Annotated in this window: 19 protein-coding genes and 1 tRNA gene; 5 read left to right on the forward strand and 15 right to left on the reverse strand. The window is 70.5% G+C overall.

The annotated features are described in order from the left end of the window. Positions 1–502: 502 nt before the first annotated feature. The gene (dapE, locus tag GRI72_RS12265) at positions 503–1,648 is read right to left on the reverse strand and encodes a succinyl-diaminopimelate desuccinylase (protein WP_160734227.1); all 1,146 of its coding nucleotides are present in this window, start codon (positions 1,646–1,648) and stop codon (positions 503–505) included. A 53-nt stretch (positions 1,649–1,701) separates the two neighbouring features. Here dapE and GRI72_RS12270 point away from each other — a divergent pair, with 53 nt between their 5' ends. Beyond that, positions 1,702–2,169, forward strand: coding sequence for a cupin domain-containing protein (locus GRI72_RS12270; RefSeq protein ID WP_160734228.1), 468 nt, complete (start codon positions 1,702–1,704; stop codon positions 2,167–2,169). 9 nt (positions 2,170–2,178) lie between these two features. Here GRI72_RS12270 and GRI72_RS12275 read toward each other — a convergent pair whose 3' ends face one another. From GRI72_RS12275 to GRI72_RS12315, 9 genes are all read right to left on the reverse strand, one after another. Then, positions 2,179–3,075, reverse strand: coding sequence for a S1/P1 nuclease (locus tag GRI72_RS12275; protein ID WP_160734229.1), 897 nt, complete (start codon positions 3,073–3,075; stop codon positions 2,179–2,181). After that, entirely contained in the window at positions 3,036–3,701 is a 666-nt protein-coding gene (locus tag GRI72_RS12280) for a glutathione S-transferase family protein (RefSeq protein ID WP_160734230.1), read from the reverse strand. Before GRI72_RS12280 ends, GRI72_RS12275 begins: the two co-directional genes overlap by 40 nt. A gap of 138 nt (positions 3,702–3,839) precedes the next feature. Beyond that, positions 3,840–4,754 (reverse strand): RDD family protein, encoded by a 915-nt coding sequence (locus GRI72_RS12285; RefSeq protein ID WP_160734231.1) that lies wholly within the window; start codon positions 4,752–4,754, stop codon positions 3,840–3,842. Then, the gene (locus GRI72_RS12290; RefSeq protein WP_160734232.1) at positions 4,751–5,821 is read right to left on the reverse strand and encodes a stage II sporulation protein M; all 1,071 of its coding nucleotides are present in this window, start codon (positions 5,819–5,821) and stop codon (positions 4,751–4,753) included. Before GRI72_RS12290 ends, GRI72_RS12285 begins: the two co-directional genes overlap by 4 nt. Continuing rightward, positions 5,818–7,146: a DUF58 domain-containing protein gene (locus tag GRI72_RS12295; protein ID WP_160734233.1), complete on the reverse strand. Its 1,329-nt coding sequence runs from the start codon at positions 7,144–7,146 to the stop codon at positions 5,818–5,820. Before GRI72_RS12295 ends, GRI72_RS12290 begins: the two co-directional genes overlap by 4 nt. Positions 7,147–7,177: 31 nt before the next feature. Next, positions 7,178–8,134 (reverse strand): AAA family ATPase, encoded by a 957-nt coding sequence (locus GRI72_RS12300; RefSeq protein ID WP_160734372.1) that lies wholly within the window; start codon positions 8,132–8,134, stop codon positions 7,178–7,180. A gap of 2 nt (positions 8,135–8,136) precedes the next feature. Further along, on the reverse strand, positions 8,137–9,429 hold the full coding sequence (locus GRI72_RS12305) for a DUF4350 domain-containing protein (protein ID WP_160734234.1): 1,293 nt from the start codon (positions 9,427–9,429) through the stop codon (positions 8,137–8,139). Further along, a complete protein-coding gene (locus GRI72_RS12310; RefSeq protein WP_160734235.1) occupies positions 9,426–10,097 on the reverse strand; it encodes a hypothetical protein in 672 nt (223 codons plus the stop codon). Before GRI72_RS12310 ends, GRI72_RS12305 begins: the two co-directional genes overlap by 4 nt. A 69-nt stretch (positions 10,098–10,166) precedes the next feature. Then, complete coding sequence (locus GRI72_RS12315) at positions 10,167–11,075, reverse strand: prephenate dehydratase (RefSeq protein ID WP_160734236.1); 909 nt, start codon at positions 11,073–11,075, stop codon at positions 10,167–10,169. Positions 11,076–11,198: 123 nt separating this feature from the next. Here GRI72_RS12315 and GRI72_RS12320 point away from each other — a divergent pair, with 123 nt between their 5' ends. Beyond that, complete coding sequence (locus tag GRI72_RS12320; protein WP_160734237.1) at positions 11,199–11,858, forward strand: c-type cytochrome; 660 nt, start codon at positions 11,199–11,201, stop codon at positions 11,856–11,858. A 24-nt stretch (positions 11,859–11,882) separates the two neighbouring features. Here GRI72_RS12320 and GRI72_RS12325 read toward each other — a convergent pair whose 3' ends face one another. Together GRI72_RS12325 and GRI72_RS12330 are read right to left on the reverse strand one after the other, a co-directional pair. Then, positions 11,883–12,548, reverse strand: coding sequence for an RlmE family RNA methyltransferase (locus tag GRI72_RS12325; protein WP_160734238.1), 666 nt, complete (start codon positions 12,546–12,548; stop codon positions 11,883–11,885). Beyond that, positions 12,548–13,756, reverse strand: coding sequence for a Ppx/GppA phosphatase family protein (locus GRI72_RS12330; RefSeq protein WP_160734239.1), 1,209 nt, complete (start codon positions 13,754–13,756; stop codon positions 12,548–12,550). The genes GRI72_RS12325 and GRI72_RS12330 overlap by 1 nt, the downstream gene beginning before the upstream one ends. 193 nt (positions 13,757–13,949) lie before the next feature. Here GRI72_RS12330 and GRI72_RS12335 point away from each other — a divergent pair. From GRI72_RS12335 to GRI72_RS12345, 3 genes are all read left to right on the forward strand, one after another. Then, positions 13,950–14,023: transfer RNA gene (locus tag GRI72_RS12335), tRNA-Gln, on the forward strand. Positions 14,024–14,216: 193 nt separating this feature from the next. Then, complete coding sequence (locus GRI72_RS12340; RefSeq protein WP_160734240.1) at positions 14,217–14,495, forward strand: hypothetical protein; 279 nt, start codon at positions 14,217–14,219, stop codon at positions 14,493–14,495. A 301-nt stretch (positions 14,496–14,796) separates the two neighbouring features. Then, the gene (locus GRI72_RS12345) at positions 14,797–15,462 is read left to right on the forward strand and encodes a formyltransferase family protein (protein WP_160734241.1); all 666 of its coding nucleotides are present in this window, start codon (positions 14,797–14,799) and stop codon (positions 15,460–15,462) included. A gap of 48 nt (positions 15,463–15,510) precedes the next feature. Here GRI72_RS12345 and GRI72_RS12350 read toward each other — a convergent pair whose 3' ends face one another. The 3 genes from GRI72_RS12350 to GRI72_RS12360 are packed head-to-tail and all read right to left on the reverse strand — an operon-like array spanning position 15,511 to position 19,555. Then, on the reverse strand, positions 15,511–16,818 hold the full coding sequence (locus GRI72_RS12350; RefSeq protein ID WP_160734242.1) for a PepSY-associated TM helix domain-containing protein: 1,308 nt from the start codon (positions 16,816–16,818) through the stop codon (positions 15,511–15,513). 11 nt (positions 16,819–16,829) lie between these two features. Continuing rightward, positions 16,830–17,393: a hypothetical protein gene (locus tag GRI72_RS12355; RefSeq protein WP_160734243.1), complete on the reverse strand. Its 564-nt coding sequence runs from the start codon at positions 17,391–17,393 to the stop codon at positions 16,830–16,832. Then, positions 17,393–19,555, reverse strand: coding sequence for a TonB-dependent siderophore receptor (locus tag GRI72_RS12360; protein WP_160734244.1), 2,163 nt, complete (start codon positions 19,553–19,555; stop codon positions 17,393–17,395). Before GRI72_RS12360 ends, GRI72_RS12355 begins: the two co-directional genes overlap by 1 nt. Between the last annotated feature and the right edge of the window lie 70 nt (positions 19,556–19,625).

A 19,625-nucleotide genomic window follows, 5' to 3' on the forward strand; every position in this document is an offset into this window, starting at 1 on the left:
GTGCGGACGGTTACGCCGGGAGGAAAGGCAAGCGGACGGAACCGGCCGGTGCCGCCTGGGCATCACAGGATTGCCACCTGGGCGTCACAGGGTTGCCTTGGCAACATCCTTGCGAGTGGCGGGAGGGGTTGCCTTCAACCTCCCGCTCGGCCCTTCGAGGGGTGCGAGGCGCGGACAGGGCCAGGGCTCGCGCTTGCCCTGTCCGCCAGAGGCTATCGCGGGAGCGTCCCCTGGAAAGGCTCGCGGCGTTGAGGTCCGCCGCGGGCCGGGCAAGGGACATGCCCCGTTACGAATAGTCCTCGCATCCCGGCACAGGGGTGCTTTATCGAGCGGTCACTAGCCCCCCGAGGCACCGGCCGTATGGACGAAGCGGCCAGACGTGACGCGTACACGCTTTGCCCCCGTCGCTGTAGCCAGCCTGGACTGGCCCTCACCACATAACCAAAACGGTTATAAATGTCAAGGGAAATGTGCCAAGGACGCTTTCGCGCGCCGTTGCGGGCTACCCCGCGCGGGTATGGAGCGCGGCGAGCGCGATGCGGGCGTAGATCCGCGACAGCGCGTGGAGATCGTCGACCGCGACGGCCTCGTCGCGCTTGTGCATCGTCGCGTTGCACAGCCCGAACTCGATCACCGGGCACAGGTCTTTCAGGAAGCGGGCGTCGGACGTGCCGCCGCCGGTGGACGCTTCGGGCTCGATACCGGTTTCGGCTGCGATCGCGCTGGCGACGAGCTGCGAGAATGCGCCCGGCGGGGTCAGGAAGGGCTCGCCCGAGATCACCGGCCGCGCACGGCCGCCGTGCCTTTGCGCGATGGCGGAAATCGTCTCCGACAGCGAGGCGCCCGAATGCCGGTCGTTGAAGCGGATCGAGATGCGCGCGGTGGCCTTGGCCGGGATGACGTTGTGCGCCGGGTTGCCGACTTCCAGCTCGGTGATCTCGATATTCGACGGCTGGAACCAGTCGGTCCCCTCGTCCAGCGCCAGCGCGTCGATCTCCGCCAGCATCGCGACCAGGCGCGGCACCGGGTTGTCGGCATTCTGCGGATAGGCGACGTGGCCCTGCGTCCCCTCTACCTCGAGCCAGATGTTGACCGATCCGCGCCGGCCGATCTTCATCGTGTCGCCCAGCCGGTTCACGCTGGTCGGCTCGCCCACCAGGCACAGGTCCGGCCGGATGCCGCGGTCGCGCATGTAATCGATCAGCGCGCGCGTGCCGTGGATGGCCGGACCTTCCTCGTCGCCGGTGATGACGAAGCTGATCGTGCCCGCTTCGGGCGGGACCGCGACGACCGCCGCGACCATCGCCGCGATCGCGCCCTTCATGTCCACCGCGCCGCGGCCATAGAGCAGCTCTCCGCCCGGCGCATCGCGCCGTTCGGGGGCGAAGGGCCCGCTGGTCCAGCCGTCGCCCGGGGGCACGACGTCGAGGTGGCCGGCGAAGGCGAAGTGGCGCGAGCCCGGCGGCCCCTGGCGCACCGCGAACATGTTCTCCACCGGCCCGTCGGGCGCGTCCCCCGCGGTGAAGCGGTGGACCGCGAAGCCGGCGGGGGCCAGCATGTCTTCGAGCACGTCGAACACCTGGCCGGTGGCGGGGGTGACGCTGGGGGCGGCGATCAGCTTCTCGGCAAGCAGGCTGGCGTCGGTCATGGCTGGCGGGTTAGACCACCGCGCGCGCAGTGACCAGCCACCGGAGACGCTCGATGCCCCGAATAGACCTCGACGCCGTGCCGCAGACCAATGCCACCGGCTATCCCGCCCCCCACGATCGCGCGGTCGCGGGGCGCTGGCACCGCCGGCTCGCCCCGGCGGGCGGGCTGACCGCGCTGGGCGCGAGCCACGTCGTGCTGAAGCCCGGGGCCTGGTCGTCGCAGCGCCACTGGCACGCGGCGGAGGACGAGCTGCTGGTCATGCTCTCGGGCGAGGCCGTGCTGGTGGAGGACGGCGGCGAGACCGTGCTGCGCGCGGGCGACGTGGCCGCCTGGCCGATGGGGGTGCGCGACGGGCACCACCTGCAGAACCGGGCGGCGCAGGACTGCGTGTTCGTGGTCGTGAGCGCCGGCGACCGCGCCGCCGACCACGGCGAATACCCGGACATCGACATGGTCTTCGGCCCCGAAGGCTACGCCCGCGAGGACGGCACGCCTTACGGCGCGAACCGCACGCCGTAGGGCGCGCCTTCAGGGAATCCGGTCGAGCTTGCCCGGCGCGAAGGCGGCGTCGAGCAGGTCGGCGATCCGCAGGCCCGCCTGGGCCAGGCGCCGTTCGACCACCGGGACGGCGGCGGCGATGTCGTCCTGCGTCAGCGCGGTCTCACCGGGCAGGTCGCCTTCGCACGGCGCGCGGTCGAAGGCGGTCGGATAGACGAAGTCGCGCGCGATCTGCCACGATTCGCGCCCCCAGTCGGCCGGCTGCCCGCCCGCCAGCGCCTGCCGCTCCGCCGCGGCATAGCGGCGCACCAGCGGCGGCTGGGCCGCGGTGATCGCGCGTTCGGCCAGCGCGGTGTCCCAGATCGAATGGAGGTTGAGGCCGGGCACGATGCCATAGGCGGTCTCGCGGTCGTTGCCGCCGCGGTCGTCCTTTTCGCCCGAATGGAGCGGCATGTGCACGTCGCCGGCGAAATGGACCATGAAGGCCAGCGCCTCGAGCCGGACGTTCGCCGGCAGGCTCTCGTCCGAAAGGATGCGGAAATTGCGCTCCACCTGCGCGGTCACGCAGTTGCCGCCGGGGCAGTTGGCGCGCGCGTCGTAAGGTTCGCAGACCGGGGCGGTGCGATAGTGCCAGGCCGCGGTATAGCCCCAGCGCCAGTAATCGCGCCGCACGCAGTCGGGCCAGGTCGAGGCGTCGGCGAGGTCGGCGATGCGGCATTCGGGCGTGCCCAGCTCGGCATCGTGCGCGACGAGGCGCGCGATCGCCGCGCGCGTTTCGGGCGAGACGTTGGCGAGCGCGATGTCCGCCGTCGTGCGGTGGCCGTAATAGCCCCAGGCCGCGGCCCCCTGGGGGGCGAGCGCGGCCAGCGCCAGCGCGAGCGCCGCGATCAGACGCGCGGCGCGGTCTCGTATTGCTCGATCACCCATTGTTCGTCTTCCGCCCCGTCGATCCAGGCCTGCATCCATTCGTGTTCCCACACCGCCTCCATGTACGCGCGGGCGAAACCGGGCACCGCGATCCCGTAAGTGACGAAGCGCGAGACGACGGGGGCGTAGAACACGTCCGCCGCGCCGAACGTGCCGAACAGGAACGGCCCGCCCTTGCCGAACCGGGCGCGCGCCTCGGCCCAGAGCTGGAGCACGCGCACGATGTCGTCGCGCGCCGCGTCGCTGAGGCCCACGCCGTCGAAGCGCTTGCGCACGTTCATCGGGCATTCGCTGCGCATCGCCATGTACGAGCTGTGCATTTCGGCGACCATCGACAGCGCCATGCCGCGCGCCGCGTCGTCCCGGGGCCAGAAGCGTTCGCGCCCGACCTTGTCGGCGAGATAGTCCATGATCGCCAGGCTGTCCCAGATCACGGTCTCGCCGTCCCACAGCACCGGGACCTTGCCCGAGGGCATGATCTCGCCCGATTCGCGCTTGAGCGCGGCCCAGTCGTCGCCGCCGATGTTGACCGTCAGCTCCTCGAACGAGAGGCCCGACTGCTTGAGCGCGAGCCAGGCCCTGAGGCTCCAGCTCGAATAGTTCTTGTTGCCGATGATCAGCTTCATGCCTGCGCCCGTTTTGCCTGCCGCGCGGGACCTAGGGGCTCGGTGCGGGCAAGTCGAGGGCCAAGCCGCACCGTTTTCGCCCCGGCGCGGGTTTCGCCGGCGGGCCGGTGCCGGCTAGCTGAAGCGGGCCGGTGCCGGCTAGCTGAACTTGTCCGCCTTGCGCCGACCGAAGCGCATTTCCCCCTCCAGCCGGGCGCGGAGCTGGGCATAGAACGCCTCGAGGAAGGCGCGCTCGTCCCCGCGGCCCGGGTTCCAGCCGATCTTGCGGCAGATGGCGGCATGGACCGCCTCCAGCGTTTCGGGATCGCCGTCGCGCAGGACGCCTTCGAGCGTCTGCAGCTCGTACTCGCCGTAGATCGCCAGTTCCTCCTCGCCGAAACGGTACTGCGCCCCGGTCACCGTGCTGGCCCCTTCGCGCGCGGCGCCGCCGGTGGACAGCGCGTCGGCCAGGCTGGCGCGCGGCGCCTCGACCACCCAGGTCCCGGCGATCACGTCGCCGGCGCGCAGCGCGTCGCGGTTGAAGCAGGGGAACAGCAGGAAGACGAGGAACCAGGCCGCCCCCGCGATCCCGGCGGCGCCCATCTCTCCGCTGGAGGCGGAGATCAGCAGCGCGAGCGGCAGGAACAGCTCGATATCGCGCAGCAGGTTGCGCGCCAGCACCGCCTCGGGCGTCAGCCGCCCGCCGTCGCGCGCGGCGACCCGGATGCCGGCCAGCCGCTTGCCGATCGTGGCCCCGCGCGGGCCCATCTCCAGCGCGAGGAAATAGCCGTTCCACAGCACGAACCAGATCAGCGTATAGGCGACGAAGATGAACTCGGCCGCTTCCTCGCCGCCCGCCGTCCCGTCCAGCGCGAGGCTGGTCGCGAGGTAGAAGGCGCCGATCGCCATCGCGATCGCGGTGACGAAGAGGATGATGAAATCGATGATCAGCGCCCCGGCGCGGGCGGCGCGGCTGGCGACGGTGAAGGGAAGCGCGATCCCTTCCGGGGTCACGACCTCGCGCATCCGGCGCGCGCGCTGGGCCCGGTGCCGCGCGGTGCCGGCTGCGGTCATGCCCCGTCCCCCGCGTCCGGCGCGCGCTTGCGCGCGAAGGCGAAGAAATAGGCCAGCCACGCCAGCAGCATCGTCGTGCCGATCAGCAGGCGCCCCTCGGTCCCGAGCAGTTGCCGGGGGAAGGCCTCCAGCACGGCGGCGGCGACGAGCATGATCACAACCCCGACCATCACCTGCGCCCCGCGCCGCCCGCTCGCGGCCGCGGCGGCCAGGATCGAGCGGTCGCCGGGGAAGGCCATCGCGCGCCCGATATGCAGGCCCGCCGCCCCGGCGAGGAGGATCGCGAACAGCTCGGTCGTGCCGTGCACGGCGAGCCAGGCGGCGAATTCCAGCGTCAGCCCCGCATCGTGGTAGAGCCACAGCATCGCGCCGAGCAGCGCCATGTTGTGCAGCAGCAGCATCAGCGACGGAATGCCGAAGGCGAAGCCGAGCGCGAAGGCCAGGATCGCCACGCCGGCATTGTTGCTGAACAGCTGCGCCGCGAAGGCGGACAGGCCGGCGGCCTCGTCCTGCGCCCGGAGGCTTTCGAGCAGGGCCGCGCGCCCGGCGCCGGGGACCCGTTCGCCCGCCATCTCTGCCGGGACGAGGGCGAAGAACCATTCGCGCTCGCGCATCACCAGCAGCCAGCCGACGATCGTGCCCGCGACCATGACCGCCAGGGCGACGCAGATGTCGAGCCAGATCGCCCGGACCGCGCGGCTCAGCCCGCCGCCGAGGAAGGCGCGCAGCCAGGCGATGAACCCCTGGCGCGGGCCATAGACCTGGAACCAGGCGCGCTGGACCAGCGCGTCGAGGTAGGCAAGCGTCGCCGTGTCGAGCGAAGTCTCGCGCGCGACCGCGAGGCTGGAGGCCGCGGTGCGGTAAAGCGCGGGCAGGGCCAGGACATCCTCGTCCGAAAGGCCGCGCAGGCGCCCTTTCTCCATCCGCGCGACGATCGCGTCGAGCCGGCGCCAGTCGCCCTCGCGCTCCAGCCGGAAGCGGTCGGACCGCAGCGCCGCGGCCTCGACGTCGGGCGGCGGGGCGACTTCGGCCCGGCCGAACAGGGTTCGCAGGATCGGGGCCTTCATCCGATCGCCTCCGCCCGCTTGATCTCCAGGTAGCGATCGATCAGGCGGTAGCCGATCCGGTCCCACGGCGCCTCGATGATGTCGACCCCCATCTGCCGCAGTCGTTCGAGCACCAGGGCCCGCTGGCGCAGCAGGGTCTCGGCCGCGACCGCGGTGGCGAGCGAATCGAGCGATTCGGGCTCCGCGTCGGACAGGCCCGCCAGGTCCTCGTCCTCGATCGTCACGAACAGGACCAGGTGCCGGTCGACCAGCCGGCCGATGCTCTCGATCATCAGTTCGGCCCCGGTCGGGTCGGTGAAGTCGGAAAACAGCACGATCATCGAACGGCGCTGGAGCCGCGTGGCGAGCGTGGCGAGGGCGAGAGTGAAATTGGGTTCCTGCGCGTGGTACTCGAGCCCGGCGGCGGCGCGCTGGAGGCGGTGGAAATTGCGCGAGTTGCCGACGAAAGGCGTCGAGAGTTCGGGCCGCTGGGCGAAGCCGAACAGGGCCACCCGGTCGCCGCCCTTGAGCGCGACGTAGCTGGCGGTCAGCGCCGCGGTCACCGCGCGGTCGATCCGCGGCAGGCCGCCGACCGGCTCGCACATGGCCTGGCCGCAGTCGAAGGCCAAGACGATCTGGTTGTTGCGCTCGCTCTCGTTCTCGCGGGCATAGAGGCGGGTGTGGCGCGCGCTCGCCTTCCAGTCGATCCGGCGCCGGTCCATCCCCGGTTCGTATTCGCTCAAGGCCTCGAACTGGGTGCCCTCGCCGCGGATGCGCCGCGCGATCAGGCCGAACTGCGCGTCGCGCAGGAAAGCCTGCAGTTCGGGGCTGCGCACCGGGGCGAGATCGGGCCAGATGCGTACGTTTTCGTCCAGCGCGTGGCTCGCCTGGCGCGCGCCGAGGCCGAGCGGCCCGGCCCAGCGCAGCCAGACCCGGTGGACCGGGGCCGTGCCGCGCCGCCCGGGCGTGACCTCGGCCGTGCCCTGCCAGGCGCCGGCCTGCGGGGCGAAGGGGGCGGCGAAGCGCACGCCGCCCGCCGGGTCGAGCCGGGGATCGACCGCCAGCGCGACGTCGACCGGCGTGCGCGCGGCGCGCCCGGCAATCTCCGTCAGGGCCAGCACGGTCAGCGGCTCGCCCACTTCGGCGTCGGCCGGCAGGTGGACGCGCCAGTCGGTCATGCGCCCGGCCAGCAGGCCGTCGAGCACGATGACGACCAGCAGCGCGACCCCGGCGGCCGGCGCGACCACCCACGCCTGGGGCGCGGCCGCGGCGATCACGATCGCCAGCGGGGCGGCCAGCGCCGCCAGCCAGGCCGCGCGCGCGGTGGGCACGACGGGCAGGGTCACCGCGCCGCCCGCACAGCGGGGGAGGCGCGGGTCATCGCGGCGCCTCGGTGTTCTCGACCAGCTCGCCGACCAGCGTTTCGACCTCGCGCCCCTCGATCTCCGCCGCGGGGCTGAGCACGAGGCGGTGGCGCAGGGCCGCGACCGCAAGCGCCTTCACGTCGTCGGGCAGGACGTAGTCGCGCCCTTCCAGTGCCGCCCGCGCGCGCGCCGCGTTGGCGAGCAGCACCGCCGCGCGGGGGGAGGCGCCGCTCGACAGCTCGGCGCTCTCGCGCGTGGCGCGCACCAGCCGCACGACGTATTCGACCACTTCGGGCGCGACGCTGACCTGCTTCAGCGCGGCCCCCGCCGCGCCGAGCGCGGCGGCATCGGTGACCGCCGAGACCCCGAATTCCGCCGGGCGCGGCGGGCCCTGCCGTTCGCCGAAACGGGCGACGATCGCGGCTTCTTCCTCGGCGCTGGGATAGGGGACCAGGAGCTTGAACAGGAACCGGTCGAGCTGCGCCTCGGGCAGGGGATAGACCCCCTGGTTCTCGATCGGGTTCTGCGTCGCGACGACCATGAACCGCTCGGGCAGGGGGTGGGTTTCGCCGTCCAGCGTCACGCGCCGTTCCTGCATCGCCTCCAGCAGGGCGGCCTGGGTCTTGGGCGGGGTGCGGTTGATCTCGTCCGCCAGCAGCAGGTCGCAGAAGATCGGCCCGCGCGTCAGCGTGAACTGGCTGGTCTGGAAATTGAACAGGTTGGACCCCAGGATATCGCCCGGCAGCAGGTCGGGCGTGAACTGGATCCGCCCGTAATCGAGGCCCAGCGCGCTGGCGAAACACTGGGCGAGGAACGTCTTGGCCGTGCCCGGCGGCCCTTCCAGCAGGACGTGCCCCTCGCTGACGAGGGCGACCAGCAGGTGATCGATCGTCTCGTCCTGGCCGACAATCGCCTTGGCCACTTCTGCGCGGATCGCCTGCGCCATCGCGCGGACGTCGTCGAGCGTCATCGTCATCGAACCAGTTTCCTTTCGAGGGATTTCAGCGCGCGCGCGGCGCGCAGGATTTCTTGGGGCCGCGCGGCCGTGTCGAGCGCGGCCGCCAGTTCGGCGAAGGGCGGCGCGCCGGGCAGGCGGCGGGCGATCGCGCGATCGAGCGCCGCGTCGTCGGGCCGGCGCAAGTGCAGGGCATCGGCGATCCGCTGCCGCACCGCGCGGGCATAGGGCGCGGTCAGCAGGTGGAGCCGCCCGGTGCGAAGGGTGAAGGCGGCGCTGTTGGCGACCAGGCTGCCCTTGCCGAAAGCGATCGCGCGCGCTTCGGCCAGCGGCGGGCCGAACCGGCGGAACGCGCGCCAGCCGACGATCGCCAGCGCGAGCAACAGGCACAGCGTGGCCGCGAGGAAGGGCGGCGTGAAGGCCAGCGTCAGCAGGCTCCTGTTCGCGCCCAGCCCGTTCAGCGTCACGTCGAACACGATCGGCATGTCCTGCCCTTCCAACGCGGTGTCGATCAGCGCGTGGGCCAGCGCGGCCCGTTCGCGGTCGGCCATGCCATAGTTGTTGAACAGGTCGGGGTCGGCGACGACGGTGAAGTTCCAGCGATCGGTGTCGAGATCGTCGGCCTCCGGGTCGGCGCGCGGCAGGCCCGCTGCCTCGTCCAGCACCGGGTAATAACCGCCGTCGTCGTAGTAGCCGGCAAGGACGCTGCCCTCGGCCGCGGTGACGAGCGGGATCACCGTCCCGTATTCGAGGACCTGGAGATTGCCCGGATCGGGCATCGCCCCGCGCCGGGCGCCCATCTGCCAGTGCGCCGCGCCGTCGCCGTCCAGCGCCAGCGGGGCCAGCCCGGTCGCGTAGCGGCCTTCGAAATCCTCCACCCATTGCGGCGGGCGCGCATCGGCCAGGTAGACCCAGCCGTCTTCCGCCCCGACCGGGTCGCGGGCCGGGACTTCGAACGCGATCCACTTGGGCAGGACCAGGATCGTCGGCCCGGCGTAGCGCCGGCGGGAGACGATCTCGGCGATCTCCTCCCCGTCGGCGCTGTGGGGCGGGGCCAGGACCAGCAGGTTCTCTTCGTCGAGCGAAGCCGCGCTGCGCGAAACGCGCACCTCGTGCCCCTCTTCCTCCAGCAGGCGGACGAGCGCGGCATAGCCGTCGAGCCCGCGCGCGATGGCGTGCCCGCTGCCCGCCGAGCCGCCCGACGTCTGGCCCGCCGCGATGAAGTAGAGCGTTGCCAGGAAAGCCGCGGCGCCGAACACCACGATGCCCAGCACGACCCGCGGGTCGAAGGCCGGCGGCGCGCCTTTCATGCCCGGTCCGCCAGCGGCTGGAGGGCGAAGCGGGCATAGGCGTCGCGCGCGGCCTGCCAGTCCTCGCGCGCCAGGCTGCGCAGCGCGAACAGGCTGCGCTCGACCCGGCCGGCGATGGTCGCGAAGGCCTCGCGCGCGGGTTCGGGCAGGCCGGGCAGCATGGCCAGCTCGCGCGCGGTGCTCGACGGTTCGACCCAGCCGGGGCGGGCGGCGGCGATCTGCCCGACGCTGCGCCGGAGGAGGAGGTGCGTCGCCTCGTCGTAACGCCCCTCTGCCGCGAGGCGGTCGGCCTCTTCCAGCAGGGCGAGGGCCGCGGACCGCTCGGGCGTCCAGGGCGCGTCCCCGCCCTCGGCTTCGGGCGGCCTTTCGCGCGCCAGCAGCGGGGAGAGCAGGCGCCAGAGCAGCCAGGCGAGCAGCGCGACGGCCAGCGCCAGCAGGACCCACCTGGCCACCGGCCACGACAGGCCCAGCACGCGGGCGATGGCGCCCAGCACGTCGCCCAGGAACGAGAAGAAGGCGGTCAGCCAGCCGGGCGGGGGCGCGGCCGCGGGCGCCTCGACCGGGGCGAACTGGATCGCGTCTTCCGCGCGCACGGCGGCCCAGGCGTCCTGCGCCGGCGCGTCGCCGGCCGTGGCCTCCGCCGCGATGTCCCCTGCCGCCCTCGTCACCGGCGGAGTGGTGACAGGTCGCACCGGGGCGCGCAAGGGCGCAGGTGGGCGCTAACGGGCCGGGGCGGCTCAGCCGCGCGCGCGGGCCTGGCGATAGGAGCCCAGCAGCCGCAGTTCCTTGCAGTGGAAGGCCAGTTCCTCCAGCGCGCTGTCCACCCGCGGATCGCCCGGAGCGCCGACGATATCGGCGTAGAACATCGTCGCGGCGAAGCTGGCCCCCTGCTGGTAGCTTTCCAGCTTGGTCATGTTGACCCCGTTGGTCGCGAAGCAGCCGAGCGCCTTGTAGAGCGCGGCGGGCACGTTCCTTATCTCGAACACGAAGGTCGTCATCGCCGTATCGCCGCTGAAGCGCGCCGGGTCGAGCGGCTCGGGCGCCAGGATCACGAAGCGGGTCGTGTTGTCGGGCGCATCCTCCACCCGGTCCTCGACCACCTCGAGCCCGTAGAGCTCGCCCGCCAGGCGCGGGGCGATCGCGGCGAGGCGCGGGTTCGCCTTCTCGGCGACGAAGGCGGCCGCCCCGGCGGTGTCGGCGTGGCTGAGCGGGACGATGCCCCGCTCGCGCAGGAACAGGCGCGACTGGCCCAGGGCCTGCGGGTGGCTGTAAGCCGCCTCGAACGGGCCGAACGTGCCGTCGTCATGCGGTACGGCCATCAGCGCATGGGTGATGCGCATGAAGTGTTCGCCCACGATGCACAGCCCGCTTTGCGGCAGCAGGAAATGAATGTCGGCCACGCGGCCGTGCTGGCTGTTCTCGATCGGGATGATCGCGCTGCCGGCGCGCCCGTCCTTCACCGCCTCCAGCGCGTCCTCGAACCCGAAACAGGGCAGCGGCAGGTGATCGGGCGCCGCCTCGCAGGCCGCGCGATGCGAATTGGCGCCGGGCGCGCCCTGGAAGGCGATCGCGCGCGACGGGTCCTCGGCCGCGGCGGCGCGCATCCGCTCGACCAGCGCGAGCGCGGGGGTGGGAAAGCTGTGCATGGCGGGCCAGCGCGTAGACCGGCGCCGGGGATGCGGCAAGACATATGGCTTGCGCTTGCCGGGGGTGCCGACTAGAGCGGCGCGCGAAAACCGCCACAACCGTATTTCACGGACATTTGACGCATGACCGACCGTTTCAACACCGCTGCCGGATGGCTCCTCTTCGCCGGGATCGTGGGCCTGGGGCTTTCCAGCGTCAGCTCGCGCTACTTCGCGGCCCACGCGCCGGAAGACGGCGGCTATCCGATCGAGGGTGTTGCCGAGGAAGGCGAAGGCGGCGAGGAAGTGCTCGACATCGGCGCGCTGCTGGCCAATGCCGACGCGGCGATGGGCGAAGCGGCGGCGACGTCGCGCTGCGGCACCTGCCACACGTTCAATTCGGGCGGGGCGGACGGGCAGGGCCCGAACCTGTTCGGCATCATGGGAACGACGATCGGCCAGCATGCGCCCGGCTTCGCCTACAGCGACGCCCTGGCCAGCCACGGCGGCTCGTGGACTTACGAGGCCATGTTCGACTGGCTCGAAAGCCCGCGCTCGTTCGCGCCGGGCACGAAGATGAGCTTCGCCGGCCTTTCCAGCCCGGAAGACCGCGCCAACATCATTCTCTACATGTACCAGAACGGCGGCGGCCCCGCGCTGCCCGAGCCGCTGCCCGAAGAGGCGACGGAAGAAGGCGATACCGCGATCGAGGCGGCCGAGGCCGATGCCGGCGGCCAGGCCGACACGCCCGAGGCGGACATGACCGCCCCCGGGGCGGACCAGACCAACCCGGTCGGCGAGTAATACTCCGTTCGCGAAGGGGCGCGGTCAGTCGCGCCCCTTGAACCCCTGCGCCACGACGTACCATTCGGACGAGCCCTTGCGGCTCGCCGGCGGCTTGGCGTGCTTGACCGTGCGGAAATGCTTCTTGAGCAGGGCCAGCAGCTCGGTATCGGTGCCCCCGGCCAGGACCTTGGCCACGAAGGCGCCGCCCGGCGCCAGGTTCTCGGCCGCGAACCAGGCCGCCGCCTCCACCAGGCCCATCGTGCGCAAGTGATCGGTCTGCTTGTGGCCGACGGTGTTGGCCGCCATGTCCGACAGGACCAGGTCGGGCGGCCCGTCCAGCGCATCGGCCAGCGCCGCCGGCGCCTCGTCCGCCATGAAATCCATCTGCAGGATCGCGACCCCTTCGATCGGCTCGACTTCGAGCAGGTCGATGCCGACGATCGCCGCGCCCGGCGCGCGTCGGCGCACGACCTGGCTCCACCCGCCCGGGGCGATGCCCAGGTCCACCACCCGGCGCACCCCGCGCAGGAGGCCGAATTTCTCGTCCAGCTCGGCCAGCTTGTAGGCGGCGCGGCTGCGATAGCCGTCGGCCTTGGCCTGGCGGACGTAGGGGTCGTTGAGTTGGCGTTCGAGCCAGCGCGTGGAGGACGCGGTGCGCCCCTTGGCGCTGCGCACGCGCTTGTCGGGATTGCGGCCGGAGCGCGCCATCAGCCGCGCTCCTGCCCGGCGCCGGCGCCGGTGGTGGCGGAGGCTGGGGCGGAAGCCGGGGCGCGGCCGCCCGCCGGCGCGGTCTCGGACGCCATCAGGCTGCGCAGGATGCCTTCGCGGATCCCGCGGTCGGCCACGCCGAGCCGCTTGGCGGGCCATATGTCGAGGATCGCTTCGAGGATCGCGCAGCCCGCGACGACCAGTTCCGCCCGGTCGTTGCCGATGCACGGCAGGCCGCCGCGTTCGCGGGGGGACATCGCCGCAAGCCGCATGCTGACCTCGCGCATCGCGGTGGACGGGACGATCAGCCCGTCGACCGCGCGGCGATCGTACTGCGGCAGTTCGAGGTGCACGCTGGCGAGCGTGGTCACCGTGCCGCTCGTGCCCAGCAGGCGGATATCGTCGGCCCGCGCAGCGACCGGAGCGATCCGCCGGGCGAAGGCGGCGAAGCTCTCGGCCACGACGCGGCGCATCTCGGCATAGCGCGCCTCGCGCGCGGCGGGCGCGCCCGAAACCGGGCCGACCGTGTCGGTCAGCGAGACGACGCCCCAGGGCACGCTCTGCCAGTCGAGGATGCGCGGAACCGGCCCGCCCGGTTCGATCAGCACCAGTTCGGTCGATCCGCCGCCGATGTCGAAGATCACCGCCGGGCCGGCCCCGTCTTCGAGCAGGATGTGACAGCCCAGGACCGCCAGGCGCGCCTCTTCCTGGGCGGAGATGATGTCGAGCACGATGCCGGTTTCGCGGCGCACCCGCTCGATAAACTGTTCGCCGTTGGCCGCGCGGCGGCAGGCCTCGGTCGCGACCGAGCGGGCCAGGTGGACGTTGCGCCGGCGCAGCTTGTCGGCGCAGATGTGGAGCGCGCCGAGCGTCCGCTCCATCGCTTCCTCGCTCAACCGGCCCGATTTCGCGAGCCCTTCGCCCAGGCGGACGACGCGGCTGAACGCGTCGATCACGGTGAAGTTCTCGCCCGAGGGGCGGGCGATCAGGAGCCGGCAATTGTTGGTGCCGAGGTCCAGCGCGGCATAGGCCTGCCGCCGCTGGGGCGATCCCTGGCGGGATTCGCCGCGACGCGCCGGGCGCTTGCCCGATGCTTTCCTCTCCGATGGCGCGGGGCGCTTGTAGCGGAAGTCAGCTACCTTGCCGGACGACTTGCCCTTGTGCGCGCCTGGTCTCCTGTCTCTGTCCGGCGGAGAAAGATCCGCCATGTTCCCAATGCTTTCTTTATCCTCCCGCGCAAGGCCGCGCGGGGACCTGGCGCCGATGCTAGCGCGCGCGAGGGGTGGCGGCAAGCGCGCCCTTCGGGTCGCCGGGGCGTCGCCGGGCGCGGGGTGCACAGACGGGCTTGACCTGCGCCGCGCGCAAACCTAGATGCGCCCCCTCGCGACCCGTCGCGCACAATGCCCCGTCGTCTAATGGTAAGACTACGGACTCTGACTCCGTCAATCGTGGTTCGAATCCACGCGGGGCATCCAGCTTTCCTTCTCCAAGATCAAACACTTGCGGACGCGGCTCTGAGATCGGGGTGGCATATCGTGTTGCAGTTTGTTGCGGCCGAATCCCACGGGTTTCCGCCGTTTACCCAATGCTGGCGGCCAAGCGCCGGCTCGGGCGGAAAACGCGCGTTCGTCCTCGCCATCCGAGTGGGGCGACTGCTATCCGATGGTGATGACCGACGCTGCCGAGGCAGTCGTGAAGGACGCAATCGTATGCCGGATCCTGCGGGTGGACGATTACCACCGATGGCTGCATGCGGCGATGGATGAGACGAGGGCGCTTTGCGTGCCTTATGGCGCAGAGGTTGCGATCGACCAGTCGGCGCAACCCTGGAGGTCCGGCTGGTTTGGTTCAACTCCCGCCACAACCTGCGCCTCCGTATCGTGCCCGCAGATCGCATCGACATTAGCGGCGCATTTCCCGGACAGGGTAACCGTCACTGTCCTCTAGCCCCCATCAGCATCGATCGAGCCTGCCCGCGCCGCTGCATCATGCGGCCGGATTGCCTCCACCTTGCCGCACACGCCTCGAACCCGGCTTTATATGGCTGGCGGCTCGCCCAGAGTGAAGTTGGCGCTGAGCTTCGTGTGGGAGTCATCCAAGCGCCGCCTCCGTGTTGCGCACCTCTGCCGAGCGAATCCCGCCTTGGAAAAATTGCAAAATGACAACAAGTTATACTTAGTATATCGATTCGAGAGCGGCGCTAGTATTGGACTCGTCTATTTGTTATTTATGTGCTACAGTCATCATCATGAGGGTGGTTGTTCTTAGCAAGGCGGATGGATTCTGTAAAAGCGCGCAATCTGTTGTGCGGCTTCACTGGCCGGATGCCGAATGTGCTGACGGGGCGGTTGGCGACCAGCGTCCTGCCTGCCTGGAGCGCGCGGGCGACATCTTGATCTCTTTCCTCTCGCCGTGGATCGTCACGCGGGCCGAGCTCGCCCGCTTTCGTACTGCGATCAACTTCCACCCGGCGTCCACGGACTACCCCGGCAGCGGCTGCTACAACTTCGCGCTTTACGACGAGGCGCCGGAGTATGGGGCTACCTGCCACCACATGCTTCCGAAGGTCGACACCGGGGACGTGATCCTCGAGCGGCGCTTCCCGGTAAAGGCGAGCGACTCGGTGGAGACGCTGAAGCTTGCGACGATGGAAACCATGCTCGGCATGTTTCGCGACATCTGCGCCTTGCTGGCCGAGGGGCACCCTCTGCCGCGAGCGGACCGGAGCTGGTCGCGCAAGCCGTACACCTTCGGGGAAATGAACGCGCTCAAGCGCCTGACCGACGACATGACCCCAGACGAAATCAAACGCCGGGTCCGAGCCACTGTCTATCCCGGATACGATGGACCCTACTACGATCGGGATGGGGTGATCGAGCGGCTGCCGGTCCCGCAGCGCGCTCCGCTCGCGTGAAGGCATCCGGGCAGGCCGCGTTTCTCGCGCGGTGCCCGGTGCAGCGGGTCAGGCCGGCAGGGCCTCGGGGGCGGGGCGGCGGCGGGCGGCCAGGGCGACGGCGGCGGCGATCCAGGCGGCGAGGGCGATCCAGAAGATCGCCGCGAAGGGGGCCTCGTTGCCGATCGCGACCCGCGCGGCGACGGTCGCCAGCAGGGCCACCGGCGTGCCCACGACCACCCCCGTCCAGGCGGCGCGCAGGCGCGGCTCCTCGATCCCGCGGCGGCGGCGCTTGCCCAGCCAGATATAGGTCCCGGTGGCGCAGACCGCCGTCAGCGCCGCGCCCAGCACGACATAGGCGATCTTGACCCAGACGCCGCCGAAATTGCCGAAATGCAGCTTGTAGGTCGAGGCGGCGGCCTGCTGGCCCAGGGCCCCGTCGGCCATGCCGGTCGTGCCGGCGAAGCGGCCCTGGCTGTCGAAGGCGTAGTATTCGCCGAAGATCAGCCGCCGATCATGCTCGCCCACCATCTGCACGTGCTGCCCCGCGGTCAGCGGGTCGTGCAGGATCGCATATGTCAGGCGAACCCCGGGATGTTCGCGGGCCATGTACTGCAGGGCCGCGGCCACGTCGGGCGCGGGGGCGGGGGACGGATCGGGCGCCGCCTCTTCCCCGAACACCGGGCCATAGACCGCCGCGACATCGCCGTCGTAGGCGCTTTCGGCAATGCCATAGGCGGTCACCGTCGCCAGCCCGATGAGCGCCCCGGTCAGCGCGATCGCGATGCCGAAGGGCAGGGTCCACACGCTCAGCCGGTTGTGCCAGTCGGTCAGGCCGACCCCGGCGTTGTTGCGCGCGCGCAGGCGGAAGGCGTCGCGGAAGATGCGCGGGTGGGCCAGGACGCCCGAGAGCGACAGCGCCAGCATCATGACCCCGAACGCGCCGACGATCGTGATCCCGACCAGCGAGGGGAGGTTGAGCGTGTAGTGCAGGTGGACGAGGAAATCGTTCCACGCGATCCGTTCGGGCATGGCGATGTTCCCCGCGGCATCGAGGTGGAACGCGTTGCTGTCGGTCGTGATCGTCGCGCGGGGCAGTTCCTCGACCGGGATGTGGACGTAGAGATGGCTCGTCGGCGCGAGGCCTTCCTGCGCCTCGCGCGCGAGTACGGCCTCGACCCCGCGCTGGACCGCCTCGGGCGCGATTTCCGCCATTTCCGGCGCGCCGGGTTGCTCGAGACGCTGCATCTCGACGTAGAAGACCGCGATCGTCCCCGTCAGGCAGAGGATATAGAGGATCGCGCCGGCCAGCAGGCCGATCGCGGCATGGGCCGAAAGCGCCCGCTTGACCGTGCCCGGTTCGATACTCGCGCCCATCGTCCCCTCCCTCACAACAATACCGTCAGCGCCGGCGCGGCCGCCAGCGCGAGGATGACCAGCTGGCGCCGCCGGCTCGCGGCCATCAGCACCATGAAGGCGATCGCCGTCCATACGACCGGCGCGGCGAACAGCGCCAGGACATTTGCATCGGCTTCCCCCGCGCCCATTGCCGCGGCGAACCAGCGCACGCCGACGGCGAAGGCCACCGATGCGGCAAAGCCCGCGGCCGCGACCAGCACGAAAGTCAGCGCGCGCCGTCCGAGGTGCAGCGAGGCATCGCCTTCGGGCATGATCCCGGCACGGCGCCTCGATGCAGGGGCGCGGGCGCGCGGCGAGGCCCAGGCCTCGCGCGCGAGGATGCAGCAGGCCGCGCCCATGGCCCAGAGCGTGACGACCGCCAGCCCCCAGGCGCCCGCCGCGCTGCACCCGGCGGCGAGGCCGAGCGCCGCAAGCGCCCAGCCGGCCGCGTTGAGCGCGTGCGAACGGCCCGGCCGCCCCCATGACAGGCGCAGGACCAGCACCGCGACAACCGCCAGTGCCGCTCCGGCCGCGGTGAGCCCCCCGCCCGCCATCAGAAGTGGTAGCTCACCGTGCCGAACACGTTGCGCTCGCTGCCCATGAAGCAGTCGCCGCGCGCGAGACAGGCGGAGTAGTAGCGCTTGTCGAACAGGTTGGTCGCGTTGATCGCGAAGCTCCACCGGTCCACGCTGACTTCGGCGAAGGCGTCGACGAGGGTGAAGGCCGGCGTCACGATGCCGTCGGGGAAGGCCGGGCCGTAGGACCGGTTCTTGCCCACGTGGCGCACACCGCTGCCGATCAGCAGCGACGCGTCTTCGGACAGGGCGAAACGCCTGGTCCCCCACAGCGAGGCGTTGAACCTGGGCACGTTGTCGAGCTGCTGGCCGGTGCCCGCGATCTCCGCCTCGTTGTAGCTCAGGTTGGCGATCAGGTTCAGCTCGCCCGGCAGCGCGGCATTGCCTTCGAACTCGAAGCCCTTGGAAACGACCCCGTCGACCTGGATCTTGTGATCGGGGTTGTCCGAATCGGGATCGTCGATCGGGCGGCCGCTTTCCTCGATGCGATAGCCGGTGACGGTGACGATGATCGAATCGAGCGGGTGGAACTTGATCCCTGCTTCGAACTGGCGCCCGGTCTTGGGGCGGAGCGCGGCGCCGCTGCTGGTGATGCCCGAAACCGGTTCGAAGCTCTCGGTATAGCTGACGAAAGGCGAAACGCCGTCGATCACTTCGCCGATCAGGCCGGCGCGGAAGCTGGTGGCGCTGGCGTCGTACTGCTCGACACCGGCGGCGTGCGATTCGGCGAGGTCGTGGCGCACGCCGAGCACGAGCGAGGCGCGGTCGAAGAAGCGGACCTGGTCCTGCAGGTAGAACCCAATCTGCTCTTGTGTCACATCTTCCGATGTTGCGTACTGGAAACCGGGATAGTTCGGCGTTGGATAACTGCCGCCAAAGTCGGAAAGGCTGTCTCGATCGATATCGTAAAGATCGACGAGTTCTAATGCTCTTCCGCCGTGTTTGCGTACCCGATTCCAGATGTAATCCACGCCGGATAGGATGGTGTGCTCAACGGCGGAGCCAGTATTAAAATTGACTTGAAAATTATTATCGCTCGAAAATATTTCCATTCGCGCTATACTACCGCTCGCGTAGTTCAGGATGTACCGCTGGCCGGGGTCGGGTATCGGATCGCCAGTTGCGGGATCGATCAGAACATACGGATTGGCCGGGTTCGAATAGCTGTTCGCGTAATGCGTGAGATAGGTCACGTCGCTATCGATGTAGCGGGCCTTGAGGTTCAGCGTCGCCGCCTCGCCGAAGCGTTGTTCGAACAGCGCCGTGCCCTGCAGCAGGCGGCCGTCGTAGCGGTCCCAGCCGGGCTTGCCGACGAACAGGTCGTTGGGCAGCCGCCCGTTGGGATTGGGCAGGATCGTGCCGACCAGCGGGAGGAACTGCGAGGTCGAGCCGCTGTCGTCTTCCTGGTAGAGGCCGATCAGCGTCAGCTCGCTGTCGGGGGAGGGCGCGAAAGTCAGCGAGGGGGAGATCATCACCCGGTCGTCCGACACGAAATCGGTCTGCGTGTCCGAACCGCGCAGCCGCGCGACCACGCGGCCGGCGACGGTGTCGGTCAGCCCGCCGGTGAGGTCGGCCAGCACTTCCTTGCGATCGTGCGAACCGTAGCGAACCGACAGCTCGCCCGCGGTTTCGAACTCGGGGCGCTTGGAAACCATGTTGATGATCCCGCCGAGCGAACCCTGCCCGAACAGGACCGAGGCCGGCCCGCGGACAAGTTCCACCTGGTCGAAGTTGTACGGGTCGGACCGGATGCTGGCGTAGTAGCTGAACACGTCGCGCATCCCGTCGCGGAACTGCAGCGCGTTGATCCCGCGCACGAAGGCCCCGTCGACGCGGCTGTCGGGGCCATAGGGATTGGCCGTCACGCCGGAGACGTAGTTGAGCGTGTCGCTGACCGAGATTGCGCCCTGGGCCAGGTAGAGCTCGTCGTCGACCACGGTGATCGGCTGCGGCGTCTCGATGATCGGGGTGTCGGTCTTGGTCGCGGTGCTGCTTTCCTCCCGCGCGCCGGTGACCACGATCTGGCGCGGCGCGGCGGCATCGGCGGCGGCATCGGCGGCGACGGCGTCGTCGGTGGCGGCGAGAGCGGGGAGGGGCGCGAGGGCGGTCGCGCAGAGCAGGGAAAACCGAACGAGTCGCATGAACTATCCTTCTGGTGAGTCGCGAGGCCTGCTAATGCGATCAATTATCAATTGCAAGGTCTGTAAGCGG

The sequence above is a fragment of the Pelagerythrobacter marinus genome, from assembly GCF_009827515.1.
Lineage (GTDB): Bacteria > Pseudomonadota > Alphaproteobacteria > Sphingomonadales > Sphingomonadaceae > Pelagerythrobacter > Pelagerythrobacter marinus.

What these genes read in the sequence shown, in the direction of transcription:
- dapE (WP_160734227.1), bottom strand. Translation starts at nt 1,648, where the DNA reads ATGACCGACGCCAGCCTGCTTGCCGAGAAGCTGATCGCCGCCCCCAGC.
- GRI72_RS12270 (WP_160734228.1), top strand. Translation starts at nt 1,702, where the DNA reads ATGCCCCGAATAGACCTCGACGCCGTGCCGCAGACCAATGCCACCGGC.
- GRI72_RS12275 (WP_160734229.1), bottom strand. Translation starts at nt 3,075, where the DNA reads ATGGGTGATCGAGCAATACGAGACCGCGCCGCGCGTCTGATCGCGGCG.
- GRI72_RS12280 (WP_160734230.1), bottom strand. Translation starts at nt 3,701, where the DNA reads ATGAAGCTGATCATCGGCAACAAGAACTATTCGAGCTGGAGCCTCAGG.
- GRI72_RS12285 (WP_160734231.1), bottom strand. Translation starts at nt 4,754, where the DNA reads ATGACCGCAGCCGGCACCGCGCGGCACCGGGCCCAGCGCGCGCGCCGG.
- GRI72_RS12290 (WP_160734232.1), bottom strand. Translation starts at nt 5,821, where the DNA reads ATGAAGGCCCCGATCCTGCGAACCCTGTTCGGCCGGGCCGAAGTCGCC.
- GRI72_RS12300 (WP_160734372.1), bottom strand. Translation starts at nt 8,134, where the DNA reads ATGACGCTCGACGACGTCCGCGCGATGGCGCAGGCGATCCGCGCAGAA.
- GRI72_RS12305 (WP_160734234.1), bottom strand. Translation starts at nt 9,429, where the DNA reads ATGAAAGGCGCGCCGCCGGCCTTCGACCCGCGGGTCGTGCTGGGCATC.
- GRI72_RS12315 (WP_160734236.1), bottom strand. Translation starts at nt 11,075, where the DNA reads ATGCACAGCTTTCCCACCCCCGCGCTCGCGCTGGTCGAGCGGATGCGC.
- GRI72_RS12320 (WP_160734237.1), top strand. Translation starts at nt 11,199, where the DNA reads ATGACCGACCGTTTCAACACCGCTGCCGGATGGCTCCTCTTCGCCGGG.
- GRI72_RS12325 (WP_160734238.1), bottom strand. Translation starts at nt 12,548, where the DNA reads ATGGCGCGCTCCGGCCGCAATCCCGACAAGCGCGTGCGCAGCGCCAAG.
- GRI72_RS12330 (WP_160734239.1), bottom strand. Translation starts at nt 13,756, where the DNA reads ATGGCGGATCTTTCTCCGCCGGACAGAGACAGGAGACCAGGCGCGCAC.
- GRI72_RS12340 (WP_160734240.1), top strand. Translation starts at nt 14,217, where the DNA reads ATGACCGACGCTGCCGAGGCAGTCGTGAAGGACGCAATCGTATGCCGG.
- GRI72_RS12345 (WP_160734241.1), top strand. Translation starts at nt 14,797, where the DNA reads ATGAGGGTGGTTGTTCTTAGCAAGGCGGATGGATTCTGTAAAAGCGCG.
- GRI72_RS12350 (WP_160734242.1), bottom strand. Translation starts at nt 16,818, where the DNA reads ATGGGCGCGAGTATCGAACCGGGCACGGTCAAGCGGGCGCTTTCGGCC.
- GRI72_RS12355 (WP_160734243.1), bottom strand. Translation starts at nt 17,393, where the DNA reads ATGGCGGGCGGGGGGCTCACCGCGGCCGGAGCGGCACTGGCGGTTGTC.
- GRI72_RS12360 (WP_160734244.1), bottom strand. Translation starts at nt 19,555, where the DNA reads ATGCGACTCGTTCGGTTTTCCCTGCTCTGCGCGACCGCCCTCGCGCCC.